This window comes from Thiothrix nivea DSM 5205 (assembly GCF_000260135.1).
Taxonomy (GTDB): Bacteria; Pseudomonadota; Gammaproteobacteria; order Thiotrichales; family Thiotrichaceae; genus Thiothrix; species Thiothrix nivea.
Genome location: NZ_JH651384.1, coordinates 3241908 through 3259103, shown reverse-complemented (window position 1 = coordinate 3259103; position 17196 = coordinate 3241908). Strand labels below are relative to the sequence as shown.

At 55.4% G+C, this 17196-nt stretch carries 14 protein-coding genes and 1 pseudogene; 11 read left to right on the top strand and 4 right to left on the bottom strand.

Annotated features, from left to right (window positions below; translation table 11 throughout):
- Positions 1-5: 5 nt before the first annotated feature.
- On the bottom strand, positions 6-500 hold the full coding sequence (locus THINI_RS16315; RefSeq protein ID WP_002709648.1) for a Crp/Fnr family transcriptional regulator: 495 nt from the start codon (positions 498-500) through the stop codon (positions 6-8).
- Positions 501-607: 107 nt separating this feature from the next.
- Here THINI_RS16315 and THINI_RS16310 point away from each other — a divergent pair, with 107 nt between their 5' ends.
- The 9 genes from THINI_RS16310 to THINI_RS16270 all read left to right on the top strand — a co-directional run bounded on the left by THINI_RS16310 (position 608) and on the right by THINI_RS16270 (position 11178).
- Complete coding sequence (locus tag THINI_RS16310) at positions 608-844, top strand: BolA family protein (protein WP_002709647.1); 237 nt, start codon at positions 608-610, stop codon at positions 842-844.
- Positions 845-880: 36 nt separating this feature from the next.
- Positions 881-1606: an LOG family protein gene (locus tag THINI_RS16305; protein WP_002709646.1), complete on the top strand. Its 726-nt coding sequence runs from the start codon at positions 881-883 to the stop codon at positions 1604-1606.
- 2 nt (positions 1607-1608) lie between these two features.
- Positions 1609-1908, top strand: a complete 300-nt coding sequence (locus THINI_RS16300) for a hypothetical protein (RefSeq protein ID WP_002709645.1) — start codon at positions 1609-1611, stop codon at positions 1906-1908.
- 4 nt (positions 1909-1912) lie between these two features.
- The gene (locus THINI_RS16295) at positions 1913-3079 is read left to right on the top strand and encodes a homoserine kinase (protein WP_002709644.1); all 1167 of its coding nucleotides are present in this window, start codon (positions 1913-1915) and stop codon (positions 3077-3079) included.
- Positions 3076-4269, top strand: coding sequence for a cation diffusion facilitator family transporter (locus tag THINI_RS16290; protein ID WP_002709643.1), 1194 nt, complete (start codon positions 3076-3078; stop codon positions 4267-4269). The genes THINI_RS16295 and THINI_RS16290 overlap by 4 nt, the downstream gene beginning before the upstream one ends.
- Before the next feature lie 187 nt (positions 4270-4456).
- On the top strand, positions 4457-6631 hold the full coding sequence (locus THINI_RS16285) for a glutamine synthetase III family protein (protein WP_002709642.1): 2175 nt from the start codon (positions 4457-4459) through the stop codon (positions 6629-6631).
- Positions 6632-6758: 127 nt separating this feature from the next.
- Complete coding sequence (glnA, locus tag THINI_RS16280; protein WP_002709641.1) at positions 6759-8168, top strand: glutamate--ammonia ligase; 1410 nt, start codon at positions 6759-6761, stop codon at positions 8166-8168.
- A gap of 71 nt (positions 8169-8239) precedes the next feature.
- Entirely contained in the window at positions 8240-9469 is a 1230-nt protein-coding gene (locus THINI_RS16275) for a glycosyl hydrolase family 18 protein (RefSeq protein WP_169314635.1), read from the top strand.
- 80 nt (positions 9470-9549) lie between these two features.
- A complete protein-coding gene (locus tag THINI_RS16270; protein WP_002709639.1) occupies positions 9550-11178 on the top strand; it encodes a sulfatase-like hydrolase/transferase in 1629 nt (542 codons plus the stop codon).
- On the opposite strand, the gene ntrC is transcribed toward THINI_RS16270, so the two are convergent.
- Both ntrC and glnL read right to left on the bottom strand, forming a co-directional pair.
- On the bottom strand, positions 11150-12568 hold the full coding sequence (ntrC, locus tag THINI_RS16265; RefSeq protein ID WP_002709638.1) for a nitrogen regulation protein NR(I): 1419 nt from the start codon (positions 12566-12568) through the stop codon (positions 11150-11152). The genes THINI_RS16270 and ntrC overlap by 29 nt on opposite strands.
- Positions 12569-12570: 2 nt before the next feature.
- Entirely contained in the window at positions 12571-13608 is a 1038-nt protein-coding gene (gene glnL, locus THINI_RS16260; protein ID WP_040840959.1) for a nitrogen regulation protein NR(II), read from the bottom strand.
- Between the two features lie 402 nt (positions 13609-14010).
- On the opposite strand from glnL, the gene THINI_RS16255 reads away from it, so the two are divergent.
- Both THINI_RS16255 and THINI_RS16250 read left to right on the top strand, forming a co-directional pair.
- Positions 14011-14268 carry a DUF4212 domain-containing protein gene (locus tag THINI_RS16255; protein ID WP_002709636.1) on the top strand — a complete coding sequence of 86 codons (258 nt, stop codon included), beginning with the start codon at positions 14011-14013 and terminating at the stop codon, positions 14266-14268.
- Between the two features lie 12 nt (positions 14269-14280).
- Positions 14281-16059 (top strand): sodium:solute symporter family protein, encoded by a 1779-nt coding sequence (locus tag THINI_RS16250; RefSeq protein WP_081485866.1) that lies wholly within the window; start codon positions 14281-14283, stop codon positions 16057-16059.
- On the opposite strand, the pseudogene THINI_RS24475 reads toward THINI_RS16250, so the two are convergent.
- Positions 15977-16986: pseudogene (locus tag THINI_RS24475) on the bottom strand (ISAzo13 family transposase). The gene THINI_RS16250 and the pseudogene THINI_RS24475 overlap by 83 nt on opposite strands.
- Between the last annotated feature and the right edge of the window lie 210 nt (positions 16987-17196).

Below are 17196 nucleotides of genomic sequence, written 5' to 3'. Positions count from 1 at the left end.
CTGAATCAGCGGTAACCCAGCCCTGTCACCTGCTTGTGCAGCTTGGCGTTTTCATCGCTCAAATTGCGGATAAGGAAATCCAGGCTGCGGATCACGAACTCCAGCAGGTTGGTCGCAATATACGGCTCTTCAATGCGGATACGGTTGTACATCTGCCGGTTGATTTCCAGCAGGCGCACACCACTGCGCCGCGCCCGCAGCCGCACGGTACGTGGCTGACGGTCAAAGAAAGACATTTCGCCCACCAAGCTGCCCGGCTCGATGGAACCCACCTCAAATTCACGCTCACCATCCACTTGCAGCAGTTTGACTGCCCCACCAATCACCAAATAGAAACGGTCGCTGATTTCGCCGATGTCCGCCACCACTTCTTGCGCCCCCAATTCCCGGACTCGGGTATAGCGGACAAACTTGGAAACCTCGTCATCCGTCAGGGCAGCGCAGAACTCCTGGCAGGTATCCTTGACCTGTTCCAATAAATGGGCATTCACGTTTTGCATTGTCTTAAGTCCTCATGATCTCGAATGCTGACATTATACGCGCTAAAATAAGCGCTGTCGGCAAACACATAGTATAATCCCCTGCTTTGTATTACCCGGAGACATTCATGAGTATCAGTAACGATGGCGTGGCCGCCATGATCCAAAGCCATATCCCGGATGCGCAAGTCAGCATCAGCGGCGATGGCTACAAGTACGAAGCTGATGTCATCAGTGCGGCGTTTGAAGGGCTGAACACCCTCAAGCGCCACCAACTGGTGTATGCTGCCCTAAACGCAGCCATTACTTCCGGCCAGCTACATGCCCTCACGATCCGCGCCAAAACACCCGCCGAAACCAGCTGACCGGCACGTTTTTTATAATAACAACAGGAACCCGCCATGGATGATAAAACCCGCGCCAACCACCCCGTCCTGCTACCGATCAGTGACGAGGAACTGACCCGTGAAAGCTGGAAAATTTTCCAGATCATGGGCGAATTCGTGGATGGCTTTGAACGGCTTGCCCACCTCCGCCCCTCCGTCAGTATCTTCGGCTCCGCCCGCACCAAGCCAGACGACCCACTGTACCGGTTAACCGAAGACATCGCCCACAAACTCTCAAATGCCGGTTTCGCAGTGGTCAGCGGCGGTGGCCCGGGCCTGATGGAGGCTGCCAACAAAGGCGCGCAACAAGGCAAATCGCCCAGTATCGGCCTCAACATCCAGTTACCGCACGAGCAACACGGCAATGCCTACCAGGACATTTCCCTGTATTTCCGCCATTTCTTCTCCCGCAAGGTCATGTTTGTGAAACACGCCTCGGCCTACGTAGTGATGCCCGGCGGCTTCGGCACGCTGGACGAACTGGCGGAAATCCTCACCTTGGTGCAAACCGCCAAAACCCGCCGCATCCCCATCATTCTGGTGCACTCACCTTTCTGGGAAGGGCTGGTGGAATGGTTCAGGAATACGCTGGTAAAACAGGGTACAATCTCGCCCAAAGACTTGGATCTGTTCGTCATGCTGGATGAAGCGGACGCCATCGTCGGACACATTTTCGCCTACTACGAACGCGCCATCTCCGGCCCATCCGCAGAAGAGCGTTCCAAATTCATGGAGTTATAACAATGACAAAGATTATCCTGCTGACAATGGGCCTGACGATGCTGACTGCCAGCCATGCCTGGGCAGAAGACGACGCCAGCCCCAGCGGCAAACTGAAAGTCGAAACCATCCGCATCGAAGGCAGCCAGGGCGTTATCGAGGAAGAACGTGTGCCAGCCATGCGCAGCGAAATCCGCTATGTGCCCACCGGCAGCGCGGAAGGCTATAACCTGGTCGATTCCACCGCTTCCCAGGGCACAAGCCAGAATGCGCATCAGGACAACGACATGATGATCCCCAGCTGGAACCTGTTTTCCTGGTAAACCAATGTCGGTTTATACCCCTGTCAGTGCTGAAGAACTTGCCGAATTCCTACGCCAATATCCTGTTGGCGAATTGTTTGGTTTCGCGGGCATTGAGGCAGGCGTCGAAAACACCAATTACTTCGTGACCACCACGGGTGGGGCGTTTGTCCTCACCCTGTTTGAGCAGCACTCCCCTGAAGACCTCGAATATTTCCTGGCGCTGATGCAGCATTGGGCGGATGCGGGCATTCCAGTTGCCTGCCCACAACACCAGCACGATGGCAGTATGCTTGCCACACTGAAAGGCAAACCTGCCGCCTTGGTGGCGCGCTTACCGGGTAGCCATCTGGAAACACCTACGCCGGAACAGTGCGCTGCGCTGGGTACAATACTGGCGCAGATGCACGTCAGTGGGCAGCGTTTTCCGCTGTACCGCGCACAAAACCGGGGACATGAGTGGCGGATGGCGATGGGGAACAAGGTGCTGGCGCAGCTTGCTGGCGACGAAGCAGAACTGCTGCGCACCGAACTCAACCACCAGCAAACCATCCCGTTCGGCCAACTGCCTACAGGCATCACCCACGCCGACCTGTTCCGCGACAATGTATTGTTCAACGGTGGTCAACTTAGCGGCATCCTCGACCTGTATTTTGCCTGTAACGGCAGTTGGCTGTACGATCTGGCCGTAGTCGTGAATGACTGGTGCTGCCAGCCGGATGGTTCGTTAGCCATTCCCCGCTTGCAGGCGCTCATCAGCGCTTACCAGGCTGTGCGCCCGTGGGAGCCTGTCGAGCAGCACTACTGGCAAGCCACCCTGCGCGCCGCTGCCCTGCGCTTCTGGCTATCGCGGCTTGACGCCGTTTTGAACCCGCGTGACGGAGACATGATCTTGCAAAAAGACCCGACCGAATTCCGCGACAAATTGCTGCACCGCATCGCAGAAGACCAGGCCCTCCCGGCAAACATCATGCTGGATGCCCGCCGCCTGTTGTGCCCGCTGCCCGTCATCCGCGTGCAGGAAGCCGTGGAAAACCTGCCTGCGGGCGTCACGGTCACTGCTGTCTGCACTGACCCCGGCGCGTTGCATGACATCCCTGCCTGGGCGCGTATCCACGGCCATCGCGTGCTGGAAACCCGCAGCGAAGGCCGTGAACACACCATTGTGCTGCAAACAGGAAACGTGGAATGAGCGCCCACCATCATCACACACACCACATCGAAACACTGCCGGAAACACCCCGTATCAGCCGCGAAGAACGCCAGGCAGCAACCCGCAAGGTAACGCTGGTAGGCGCAGCCCTCAATACCGTGCTATCACTGGCGCAAATTGCCGGTGGCTTCCTTACCCAGTCACAAGCCCTGATTGCGGATGGTTTCCACTCACTCTCGGATCTCGCCAGTGATTTCGTGGTACTGCTGGCTTCACATCTCGCCCATCAGGAAGCGGATGACAACCATCCTTACGGGCATGGGCGTATTGAAACGCTGGCAACCGTTATCCTGGGCCTGATGCTGGCGGGCGTGGCAGTCGCCATTTTCCTCCAGGCATGGGGCAGGCTATTTTCTGGCGCACCCCTACCCATACCCCAGGCGATCGCCATCGCCTTTGCCGCCATCGCCATTATCGGCAAGGAAGCGCTTTACCATTACACCATGCATACAGCCAAACGCATCCACTCCCCCATGCTGAAAGCCAATGCGTGGCATCACCGCTCGGATGCGATTTCTTCCGTCGTGGTACTGGTAGGCATTGCAGGCGCGCAATTCGGCTTCCCCTGGCTAGACCCGTTAGCAGCCATGGTGGTGGCCGTGATGATCCTGTACATGGCCGGGCAATTGATCATGGAAAGCACCAGCGAACTGGTTGACACCGGCCTCGCGCCGGAAGAGGTGCAGGAAATCCACGACTTCATCGCCGAAATCGAGGGCGTGGAAAACGTCCACCTGCTACGCACCCGGCGCATGGGCGGGCACGTGCTGGCCGACGCGCATTTGCAGGTCAACGGGCGCATCAGCGTCTCGGAAGGCCATTTCATCAGCGATCAGGTAATGTACCGCCTGCGCAAGCGTTTTCCCGACATTAAAGATGTCATCATCCACATCGACCCCGAAGATGATGAAACCGCCCACCCCTGCCAAAACCTGCCATCCCGCAAGGAGCTACTGGATGCGCTGGAAGCGGTTCCCGGCACAGCCAGCCTCTGGCCACACATTCGTGACATCGACCTGCATTACATCGCAGGTAAAATCCAGCTTGAAATCATCCTGGACAGCGCACCACCCAGCGCAGCACTCATACACTTTGAAAATGCCTGCAAAACCATCACATGTATTCAGCAGATAAACTTTATGCACAAAGTTAGTGCCCAAAGTATCTAAAACGCTCTGCTGTAGGGCGTTGCTGGCCTCCTTCTGATAACAATCCCTTTCAATCAGCGGGCATCTCAAGCGGCTATCTAATCGCCCAGGATGGCACATAAATTGCTTCTTTTCACTCTGTTGCGGCTGCGTATTGGCATAGTGCGCCGCCGACTTCTGCTTTTAATGAATATCATGAGGTTAATAGATGAGCAGCAATCTGGCGCGTTCCCAGGCAATCCATACCATCAATCAACGTTCCCCAATGGATCTTGGTAAAACAGATCCACTCAACACCATTTGGGCCTGTGATGTCTTCAACCTGGCCACCATGGAAGAAAAGCTCTCCAAAACCGCTTTCAAGTCCATGAAGAAAACTTTCCAGACTGGCGAACCTCTCGACCCGGCAACGGCGGATGTCGTGGCTGCTGCCATGAAAGAATGGGCGATGGCCAAAGGCGCGAAATTCTTCTCGCATATCTTCTACCCGATGACCAATGCCACGGCTGAAAAGCATGATGGCTTCATCATCACCAGCCCGGAAGGCAATGCCATCACTGACTTCAGCGGCAGCCTGCTGATCAAGGGCGAACCGGACGGTTCCTCTTTCCCGAACGGCAGCCTGCGCATGACCAATGCAGCGCGCGGTTATACCGCGTGGGATCCAACCAGCCCTGCCTACATCATGCACACGCCCAATGGCGCAACCCTGATGATCCCGTGCGTGTTCCTGTCCTGGACGGGCGAAGCGCTTGACAAAAAAATCCCCCTGCTGCGCTCCAACGCAGCCATGAACAAGGCTGCCCAGCGCGTGCTGAAGCTGATGGGCGAAACCGAGGTCGCCACCCTCAACTCCAGCTGCGGCGCGGAACAGGAATACTTCCTGATCGACGAAACCTTCGCCACCGCCCGCCCCGACATCCTGCTGGCTGGCCGCACCCTGTTTGGCGCGCCACCTGCCAAAGGCCAGCAATTCGACGACCATTACTTCGGCGCAATCCCCGAGCGCGTGCAAGTTTTCATGCAAGACCTCGAAGACAAGCTCTACCGCCTCGGCATTCCGGCCAAAACGCACCACAACGAAGTGGCGCCTGGCCAGTTTGAAGTTGCCCCTTACTTTGAATCCGCCAACGTCGCCGCCGATCACCAGCAATTGCTGATGACCGTGATGAAAATGACCGCCAAAGCCCACGGTTTCCTGTGCATGTTGCATGAAAAGCCGTTCGCGGGCGTCAACGGTTCCGGCAAACACGTCAATTGGTCTGTCGGCAACAGCACCCAGGGCAATCTGCTTGACCCCGGCCATACGCCGGAAGAAAACCTGCACTTCCTGGCATTCTGCGGTGCGGTTATCCGTGGCGTGCACCAATTTGGCCCACTGCTGCGTGCCGTTATCGCGTCCGCCTCTAACGACCACCGCCTGGGGGCGAATGAAGCACCTCCAGCGATCCTGTCGGTTTACCTCGGCGACCAGCTCGAAAAAGTCTTCAATGACATCAAGGCAGGCAAAATCCTCAAGACTGAAAAAGGTGGCAAGATGGATCTGGGGTTATCCCAAATCCTGCACTTTGAGCGCGACCCCGGCGACCGTAACCGCACTTCCCCGTTCGCATTCACCGGCAACCGCTTCGAGTTCCGCGCCGTTGGCTCTTCACAATCCGTATCCGGCCCGCTGATCGCCATGAACACCATGCTGGCAGATTCCCTGGACTGGATTGCCGACAAGCTGGAAGCTGAACTCAAGAGCGGCAAAGACGTTGCTACCGCCACCCTGGCAGTCTTGAAAGTGGTGATGGAACAGCACGGCAATGTTGTCTTCGGCGGCAACGGTTATTCGCCAGAATGGCACAAAGCCGCTGTCGAAGAGCGCGGCCTGAAAAACCTGCCAACCTCTGCCGACGCATTGCCTGAACTGTTAAGCCCGGAAATTGCCGGCCTGTTCGAGCGCACTGGCGTCCTGACGCCGGTCGAGCTGCACAGCCGCTTTGAAGTCTATGCGGAACAATACATCAACAGCATTGACGTAGAAGCCAAGCTGGTCGTCAACATGGCAACTACCATGATCTACCCGGCAGCGGTGACTTACCTCTCCGAACTGTCCGCAACCACCGGCAACTTGCAGGATCTGGGCATCTCCCTGGATAACAGCGTGGCGCAATCGGTGGCAACAGAAGCCAATGCGATGATGGCCGCAGTTGGCAAACTGGGTGAAGCCCGCGCCAAACATGATTTTGCTAACGTACAAGAGCACATGGCGTTCTTGGCAGACACCGTGCGCGGCTTAATGAACGAAGTACGGGCACACGCTGACACACTCGAAACCCTGGTTGCTGATGAGATGTGGCCTCTGCCCAAATACAGCGAAATGCTATTCATCAAATAAAGCCTACTGGCAGGGGTGAACACTAGTTCGCCCCTGCTTGGCCATTTACAGATTCTGCGACTCTGCGTAACATGCTGCATCGACCCTAAGCCTATTTTTAGTTCTTACACTCATTTGGAGGCCAGCAATGTCTGCACAAGACGTTTTCAATATGATCAAAGACAATGACGTAAAATACGTCGACTTCCGTTTCACTGACACCAAGGGCAAGGAACAGCACGTAACCGTTCCTGTCAGCGAATTCGGCGAAGACATTTTCACTGAAGGTAAAATGTTTGACGGCTCCTCCATCGCCGGCTGGAAAGGCATCAACGAATCCGACATGATCCTGATGCCGGATGCAAACACCGCCACCATGGATCCATTCTTCCAGGATGTGACCATGAACATCACCTGCGACATTATCGAGCCTGCCACCATGGAAGGCTACGAGCGTGACCCGCGCTCCATCGCCCGCCGCGCAGAAGAATACCTGAAATCCACCGGCATCGGTGATGTTGCCTTCTTCGGCCCAGAACCTGAATTCTTCATCTTTGACGATGTGCGTTGGGGCACCAACATGAGCGGCACATTCGTCAAGATCGACTCTGAAGAAGCTGGCTGGAATACCGAAAAAGTCTACCCTGATGGCAACATGGGTCACCGCCCTGGCGTCAAGGGTGGCTATTTCCCTGTACCACCGGTTGACTCCCTGCACGACATCCGTTCCACCATGTGTAACATCATGGAAGAAATGGGTGTTCCGGTCGAAGTACATCACCACGAAGTGGCCACTGCTGGCCAGTGCGAAATCGGCACCCGCTTCTCCACACTGGTTGAGCGCGCTGACTGGGTACAAAAGCAAAAGTATGTTACCCACAACGTTGCCCACCAGTACGGCAAGACCGTTACCTTCATGCCCAAGCCTATCGTAGGTGACAACGGCTCCGGTATGCACGTCCACCAGTCCATCGCCAAAGGCGGTGAAAACATGTTCGCGGGCGACGGCTACGCTGGCCTGTCTGAAATGGCACTGTACTACATCGGCGGTATCATCAAGCACGCCAAAGCCCTGAACGCTTTCTGCAATGCCTCCACCAACTCTTACAAGCGTCTGGTGCCTGGCTTCGAAGCACCGGTCATGCTGGCATACTCTGCGCGTAACCGTTCCGCTTCCATCCGCATCCCGTTCGTTAGCAGCCCGAAAGGCCGCCGTATCGAAGTGCGCTTCCCTGATCCGACTGCCAACCCATACCTGGCATTCGCCGCCATGTTGATGGCAGGTCTGGATGGCATCCAGAACAAAATCCACCCAGGCGAATCCATGGACAAAGACCTGTACGACCTGCCACCCGAAGAAGACAAGCTGATCCCAAAAGTTTGCCACTCTCTGGACATGGCGCTGGAAGAGCTGGACAAAGACCGCGACTTCCTGACGGCGGGCGGTGTCTTCACCAACGACATGATTGACGCTTATATTGCCCTGAAGATGGAAGAAGTGACCCGCATCCGCATGACCACTCACCCGGTTGAGTTTGACATGTACTACAGCTGCTAATCTGCGGATTGCCATGCTGACGGAAAATGCCCCCTTACCGGGGCGTTTTCTTTTTGGCAAAATCACTTGCCATGCATAACCCCACCCACCACCACACACGCAAGCTGTTAGTCGCCAGCACCGTCATCACTGTGACGCTAACATTCATCGCACTTTGGTTTTATTCCAATCACCGTATAACACCCAAACCACTGCACACGAACCAACAAACCCAATGGGTCACAGGTTACCTGCCCGCCTACCGCCATAACGGGCGCGAGATACCTTTCCTCGGTGCAGAAGACTACGCCATGCTGACCCATATTGCCCATGCCTCGGCCATACCCCACCCTGACGGGACGCTCGACACCACCACCAACAATTACCTGCCGGAAAGCCGCCATCAGGCTGTGCAAACCGCACACACCAACCAACGCCCCATCCTACTGGTCATCGCAGCACACCACGACCTGTTCAGCCCCGCCATCCAGGCTGGCACGCGCCAAGCGCTTATCCGCAATATCCTGCAAATGCTGGATGAGGATGGCTACGACGGCGTGGACATTGACATGGAGCCGGTCACGCTGGATGAAAACCGTGACAACCCCGACTTCAGGGCATTCATCCACGAACTGCATGCTGCCTTGCAAACCCGCATCAGCCCACTATTGGGTCGCCCACCCTTACTAACCGCCGCCACAACCCTGCGCGACCGCCACATCATAGCGCAGCTGGCTAACAAATTTGACCAGATCAACCTGATGGCCTACGACATGGCCCAACCCCATGAGGGCTGGATTCCCTGGTTTGACAGCCCTTTGCAAAATGGCGGGCTGGTGTTCCCCGGCTTCAGCCACCAAGTCCCTTCCATCGAAAACTGGGTCAATGCATTCGTGGAGACTGGCGTCCCACGCCATAAGCTGGGGTTGGGCATCAGTTTCGACGTTGCCTGCTGGCAGGGTGGTGAAACTACCCCCGGCGAAGGCATCACGCAGCCACGCACCCCTTGGCGGGTAGCGCCAACCTATTTCAAGCGCAGCTATGCAGAAATGCATATGCAAAACCGCATACCCGCACACTACCAGTGGGATGAAACCGCGCAAATGGCCTGGTTTGGCGTGGATGCTGCCAACTCTGCGGATGACATGTTCTGTAATTTCAATGATGCACGTGCAATCAAGGCCAAAATCAGCTTCGCCCGCCAGCAAGGTTTGGGGGGAATCATGATCTGGGAGCTAGCGCTGGATGCCGCTCTGCAACCTGATGCCAGTGTGGGCAGCCGTCCACTGCGTCAGGTCATTGGAGATATGTTGCAAAAATAAGACAGGCGTAATGCAACCAATGTTACAAATTGATGACAAACTGGTTATTCTGTACCACGCAATTTCTGATTGGAATAACCATGTTGTCACGCTGGCGAAAACACATCCCCGCCCTGATCGCCCTACCCATTACCCTGTTCATGCCCTATGTTTTGCTCATGGAGCATGGCAGCGCGGGCATCGGCGGGTTTATTTATAACCACCTGTACACAGTACTGGTATGGGTAACCTTGTTCAGCAGCACCGCATTACTGGGGTGCAGGGTCTGGTTTGCCGTTGGGCTGGCGTCAACCGTCATTGCTGGCTTATGGGCAGGAGCCGCCATCAAATACCAGTTCCTGGGGTCACAACTGGTCGCACCCGATCTGGTGGTAGCCGCGCTCAGCCCAGAAACCTTGCTGGAAATGGGGCTAACCCCCACCTTGCTGATAATGGGTTACCTGTTATTGTTGATCATCGTTTTCCTGCTGGAAAAACCCAGCCCTCAGACCCGCAGGCTGACAGCTTTCGGCCTTGGTGGCAGTGTCGCCCTACTGGTAACCCTGAACCTACCCACATTTTACGTTGACCTACAATGGACATCCCAGTACAAAAATACCCTGCCCGTTTTCGTGCAAAGTATCTGGCGCACCCAACTGGAAGAACCCCAACACGCCCATGACAGCAGCTATTGCTGTTTCAAAGCCGACCGGCAAGCGGAAACCTTTACCCACGCACCCAACCAAAAACCCAATATTATTGTGATCCTGGAAGAATCCACCTTTCACCCTGAACAAATAGTGGGCTTCAAGCCAACCGGCCGGTTTTTCCAGGATGCCTATCCGCTCAAGGTACATACGGCAGGAGGCTCCACCTGGGTACAAGAAATTGCGTTCCTGCATGGCGTTGCCCCACCCCTGTACGGCAATGGCTGGAAAACCATTAACCTGTTTGCCCCCGGGCGCTTGGATGGACGGATCGCCCACCAACTGACGGAACAAGGCTACAAAACCAAAACCATTTACCCGATCGCCGGGCGATTTTACGGCGGCCAACGTTTTCACGAGCAATTGGGCATTCAGGAGTTCATCGACTGCAAGGCCATGCCAGAGTGTGACAAACGCAAATGGAACCAGATGCCGGACGAAATCTTTTTCGACGAAGCCCTCAAACAGGTGAAACTCAACGAGCAACCGCTATTCACCTTCATTGCCACCATGCGCCAACACTCGCCGCATGACAAAAAGCTGAAACCCGACCCTCGCCGCTGCAAACCCGGGCTTTCCGGCAAACAATGCTCAATCATGCTGGACTATAGCAAACGCCTACAACTGTCAGTCAAAGCCTATGAAAAACTCCTCACCCAACTGCAAAAACTGCCCGAACGCACCATTGTGCTGGCCTTTGGCGACCATATACCCGGCGATGTTGCCGCCCATTTCGAGGCGACGGATTTCAGCGGACAAGACCGGTTCCGCACCTTTTTTAATGCCTGGGATTCAAGCAAGGGCTACGTCACCCGCCAGATGCTCAACAGCATGAGTTTCGATACGATCGACATCGCCATGCTGGATGCACTGGCGCTGCGCTATGCCGGTTTTGAAAGCCGCTACCTGACCGACAAGCTGGTACACATGCAGGCATGTTCCGGCGATTTCTGCGGGTTCGAGGAAGCCATACCCAAAAATCAGGCTGCCCTCCTCAACCCTCCTCAATCTCCAGTTCCTTGAGCTTGCGGGTGAGGGTATTGCGCCCCCACCCGAGCAGGTCGGCAGCTTCAATCTTGCGCCCACCGGTCTTTTTCAGCGCGGCTTGCAGCAGGATACGCTCAAAAATGGGGTTGAGTTCGGTCAACAGGTTGCTGGCTCCCCGACTGAGCTTGTAATCAGCGAACTGCGCCAGCGCCTTTTCCCAGTTGTCCGGAATTTCCGGCTTGCCACTGTCGCTTTCCAGCAGCTCGGCAGGCAGATCATCCATGACAATTTCACGCCCGGAGGCCATCACGGTCAGCCAGCGGCAAGTGTTTTCCAGTTGGCGCACGTTGCCCGGCCACGGCAGGGTTTGCAGATATTCCGTCACTTTCACCGACAGGGATTTGGCCTCCACCTGCAACTCCTCGGCGGCACGGCGCAGGAAATGGTTGAGCAGCAACGGGATGTCTTCGCGCCGTTCCCTCAATGGCGGATTGTGGATGCGGATGACGTTGAGGCGGTGGAACAAGTCTTCGCGGAATGCGCCCTTGTTGACCAGATCTTCCAGATGCTGGTGGGTAGCTGCGATGATGCGCACATCCACCCGCACCGGCGTATGCCCGCCTACGCGGTAGAACGTGCCCTCTGCCAACACCCGCAGCAATCGGGTTTGCAATTCCGCAGGCATGTCACCAATTTCATCCAAAAACAGGGAGCCGCCATCGGCTTGTTCGAAACGCCCTTTGCGTTGTGCATACGCGCCGGTGAATGCACCTTTTTCGTGCCCAAACAGTTCCGACTCCAGCAGCTCGCGTGGAATGGCGGCGGTATTCAGCGCAATGAATGGCTTGTTGGAACGCGGGCTGTGGGTATGCAACGCCTTGGCCACCAGCTCCTTACCAGTACCGGATTCGCCCGTGATCAGCACGGTGATGCTGGACTTGGACAGCCGCCCGATGGCACGGAACACTTCCTGCATGGCTGGCGCATGGCCAATAATGTCGCGCCCGCCCAGCAGCTCAATGGCGGCTTCGGCAATTTCGCCGTGTTCTTTTTCATGGCGTGATTTGCAGGCACGCCGCACCAGCTCCACAGCTTCGTTGACATCAAACGGCTTGGGCAGGTATTCAAACGCCCCACCCTGATAGGCAGAAACGGCGCTTTCCAGATCGGAATGCGCCGTCATGATGATGACCGGAACATCCGGGTATTCGCGCTGCATCCGTTCCAGCAAGTGCAGGCCATCAGTACCGGGCATCCGGATGTCGGTCAGGAGCGCATCTGGCTGCTGGGTGCGCAGAGCAGCAATCACCTGGTCGGCAGACTCGAAACTGCGCACACCGATGTCGGCTTTCTGCAAGGCGCGTTCCAGCACCCAACGGATAGAGCGGTCATCATCAGCGACCCAGATGTTTTCAGTGTGAGCCATGTTCACTCCAGTGGAATCAGGATGGAAAAACAAGTGTGACCCGGTACGGATTCACAGTGGATCAGGCCGTTATGGCGGCGTACCAGGGATTGCGCAATGGCCAAGCCAAGGCCACTGCCACCCGGATGGCCACTGACCATAGGCAGGAATAGCTTGTCCCGCAAGTGTTCTGGTACACCCGGGCCATTGTCACAAATTTCGATTTTCAGCACATGCCGGTAACGGGTCTGATGGATGGTGAACTGGCGCAGGATGCGGGTACGCAACTCGACCACGCCGCCATCACCCAGCACCTTGACCGCGTTACTGACAATATTCAGCACCACTTGCACCAACTGGTTCCGGTCACCCTGGAATTCGGGCAGGCTGGGGTCATAATCACGCACAAAGCTGACATTGGAAGAAACGTCCGAGCTGACCAGATGCCTCACATGTTCCAGCACCTCATGGATATTCACAGATTCGGTGTGCGGCAAGTGACTTGGCCCCAACATACCATCAACCAAATGTTTCAGGCGGTCGGCCTCGGAAATGATGATCTGGGTGTATTCTTTCAGCTCAGGGTTTTCCAGTTCGCTTTCCAGCAACTGGGCAGCACCACGCAAGCCACCCAGTGGGTTTTTGATCTCGTGGGCAATGCCGCGCACCAGTTCATGTACAGCCTGCTGCTGGTGGATTGCCTGTTCCTCACGCACAATGCGCAGCTTGCGGTCAATGCGATGCACTTCCAGCAGCAACTGGTTCTTAAAACCATGCTGGGAAAGCGGCGTCACCACGCAATCAATGGTGATCTGCTCACCAGAGGCCAATTCCACCGGGCATTCGCGGATGGATTGCGGGTCGCCCTGTTGTAGTGCAATTTCCAGGCTCTCATGCACACCATTGCTGCGCAGGAACTGCCCTACCGGCAAACCACCGACGCGCTGCTGGCTTTGCCCCAGCAACATTTCCGCCGACTGGTTCATGTAAACAACATGCAAATCGCTGTCCAGCACCAGAATGGAGCAGGTCAGGATCTCCAGCAATTCGCTTCTTTTCATGTTCACATTTTTCATGGCGGGAACATTGCAATATTAATGCCACTCAAAATCACTTCAACTTATCAACAACTTGTACAATATTCGCAGTTAAATTATAACAGACAGGCATTGTAATGCCCTATATTGGTGCATTCGAATCATTGTGGCTTAGGGGCATATTCCATTGCTTTTTTACCACACCACAACCAAACCCAGACGTATCTCTCCTCTATACTGGAATGGCATATTGTCGACAATATTATGGTAAACAAGGTCAGAAATCCCTAATATTCCCTTACAGCAGCGCACAAATATCTACAAAATGTTGGGCAATCCATAAAATTCGCCGCTTTGCCAATTTACATTCCATTTACATTCACGCTAAACTCGGTGCGTTTGTGCAACAACGGAGGAGTCTTAATTATGTTGTCAAAATCTGCACAGGCATACTGGGCGGCGAATGTTCGCTTGCTCATCCTTTGCCTGGTTATCTGGTTTGTCGTGTCCTTCGGGGCTGGCATTTTGTTCGCTGGTCCGCTGAATGGTATTCACCTTGGTGGTTACAAACTCGGCTTCTGGTTCGCCCAGCAAGGTTCTATTTATGTATTCGTCGCGTTGATCTTCTTCTATGCCTGGCGCATGGGCAAGCTCGACCGCGAATTCGACGTTCATGAAGATTGATGGGGGAAGCAAATGACTGAACTTCAACTCTGGACTTATATCGTCGTCGGTCTGAGCTTTGCTCTGTACTTCGGCATTGCCATTTGGGCGCGTGCGGGCTCAACTGGCGAATTCTACGTTGCCGGTGGCGGCGTTCATCCTGTTGCCAACGGTATGGCAACAGCCGCTGACTGGATGTCGGCTGCGTCCTTTATCTCCATGGCGGGTATCATCGCATTCAAGGGCTACGACGCTTCTGCCTACCTGATGGGCTGGACGGGCGGTTACGTACTGATGGCGATGCTGCTGGCTCCATACCTGCGCAAGTTTGGCAAGTTCACGGTTCCTGAATTCATCGGTGACCGGTACTACTCCCAGACTGCACGTATCGTAGGTGTCATCTGTCTGATCGTCATCTCCCTGACCTATGTAATCGGCCAAATGAAGGGCGTTGGTGTAACCTTCTCCCGCTTCCTGGAAGTTTCCGTAGATACTGGCCTTTACATCGGTATGGCAATCGTATTCGTGTACGCTGTATTGGGTGGTATGAAAGGTATCACTTATACCCAAATCGCGCAGTACGTTGTTCTGATCTTGGCTTACACCGTGCCTGCCATGTTCATCTCCTTTAACCTGACCGGCAACCCAATCCCGCAGCTGGGCCTAGGCTCTACCCTGTCTGACGGTAGCGGCATGTACCTGCTGGACAAGCTGGATGCAGTTGTAACTGACCTCGGCTTCAAGGCTTACACTACCGCCAACGCGCCAATGATCAACACTTTCCTGTTGACCATGACGCTGATGATCGGTACTGCTGGCCTGCCACACGTTATCATCCGTTTCTTCACTGTACCGAAAGTACGTGACGCACGTTCTTCCGCTGGTTGGGCACTGGTATTCATCGCACTGCTGTACACCGTTGCTCCTGCTGTAGGCGCAATGGCTCGTCTGAATCTGATGAACACTGTTAACACTCCTGAAGGCGAACTGGCCTATGAGGCACGTCCCCAGTGGATGAAAACCTGGGAAAAAACCCAGCTGCTGGTGATGGCTGATGCCAACGGTGACGGCAAAATCCAGTACTACAGCGATGGTGGCCTGGCCGAAGCCAAAGCTGCGCTGGCAACTGCCGAAAAAGAAGGTGGCGATGTAGCTGCTGCCCAAACGAAAGTTGACGAAGCACAGAAGAAGCACGATGGCCTGATGGATGGCAAATTCGCTGCTGCTGGCTGGAAAGGCAACGAAGTCACCAAGGTTGACAACGACATCATGGTTCTTGCCAACCCTGAAATCGCACAACTGCCTAACTGGGTAATCGCCCTGGTTGCTGCCGGTGGTATCGCTGCGGCGCTGTCTACTGCTGCTGGCCTGCTGCTGGCTATCGCTTCTTCCATCTCTCATGACCTGATCAAGAGTATCATCAACCCTCGCATCTCCGAGAAGAACGAACTGTTGGCTTCCCGTATCACCATGTCCGTTGCGATTCTGGTCGCTGGCTACATGGGCCTGAACCCACCAGGGTTTGCAGCACAGGTAGTAGCATTGGCGTTCGGTCTGGCAGCAGCGTCCATCTTCCCGGCTCTGATGATGGGTATCTTCTCCAAGCGCATTAACAGCTCAGGTGCTATTGCCGGTATGCTGTCTGGTATCCTTGTTACCATGATTTACATCTTCTGGTACAAAGGCTGGTTCTTCGTCAAGGGCACTAAGGTGATTTACCTCAAAGACATTACCCAAAAACAGGGCGAATCAGAATGTCCCATTTTGGTAAAGCAGCATTTCTTTCCAGCCTCGCCTCAACAGCCTCCATAGCTTTTTTGCTGAGGGTCACACCCTTCTCATAAACCTTGCGACTGAATTCGACCATGGGGTTGATGCCTTTCCAGGTCATGGTTTTTGCCCATTCCAGCAGGGTTTCGGCATCCTTGAGCTGGGTGCCGTTCCAGTGTTGTTCCAGAATCCCCCAGCAGCGTTCAATCGGGTTGTACTTGCTGTGGTAAGGCGGGTAGTACAGCAGGTGGACTGTCTTACCGGTATGGTTGGCGAATTCCACCATGCGCTTGAGGAATTGCGTCCTGATCCCGCTGCTTTCCGGGCCATTGTCCGCTTTGATCTGGATGCACTGGCAGGCGTCCTTGTCAGCAGAAGGCATCTGTTCCCATACCCGGCACAGGGAATCCACGATGAAGTCACTGGTTTTGCTGGAACTGCCGAAGGTCAGGTAAACCTGCCCACTGTCCTCATCCAGTACGCCAAAAGGGATGTATTTCTCTTTGCAGCCCATCTCATGGTCAGCGGCTTTATTGTCACCCCGTGTTTTCCCGCCCCGTGAGTAGTCACCGATGTTGACGGTCGCCTTGCAGTCCATGCTCAGGCGTTTGACCGCCCCATCGGCAAACTGCCCATCGTTGGCCTGGATATTGGCGAAGATGGCGTCGGTTTCTGGAATTTTTTTTGCGGCTTGGCTTTCTCCACCTTGCGCAGGCGGTAGCCATTCCGGTTGAGTATCCGCGCCATGGTGCTGGGGGCGGGCACTTGTCCACCGCTGAAACCCATGGCCTGTAACTGCCGGATGGCTTCCGCCGCCGTCAGGCGGGTGTAGGCGATGCTGCTGCGGAATGTCGGGTCTTGCTGGCTATGTGCTTCCGCCAGCGCCAGCAAGGCGGCTGCCGCTTCCGGCTGGGTTTCCTCCCAGCGCTTCTGGCCACAATACGCCGCCTGCGCACCCACGCAAACCATGCCGCTGCGCTGTTCCTCCAAACCCAACTGCACCCCCTCCCGACCCCAGCCAAAACACCTTTCAGTCTGGCGGGCGTTGCCTGCACAATATTTCCGGCTCATGTCCGCCTGGAACGCACGGCGGGTGCTGCCAGACATTTTCGAGGCCGCCAGTTTCAGGTCGGCTATCTGGGATTCACTCAGGATCGGGTTAGCTGTTTGGGGTTCGGG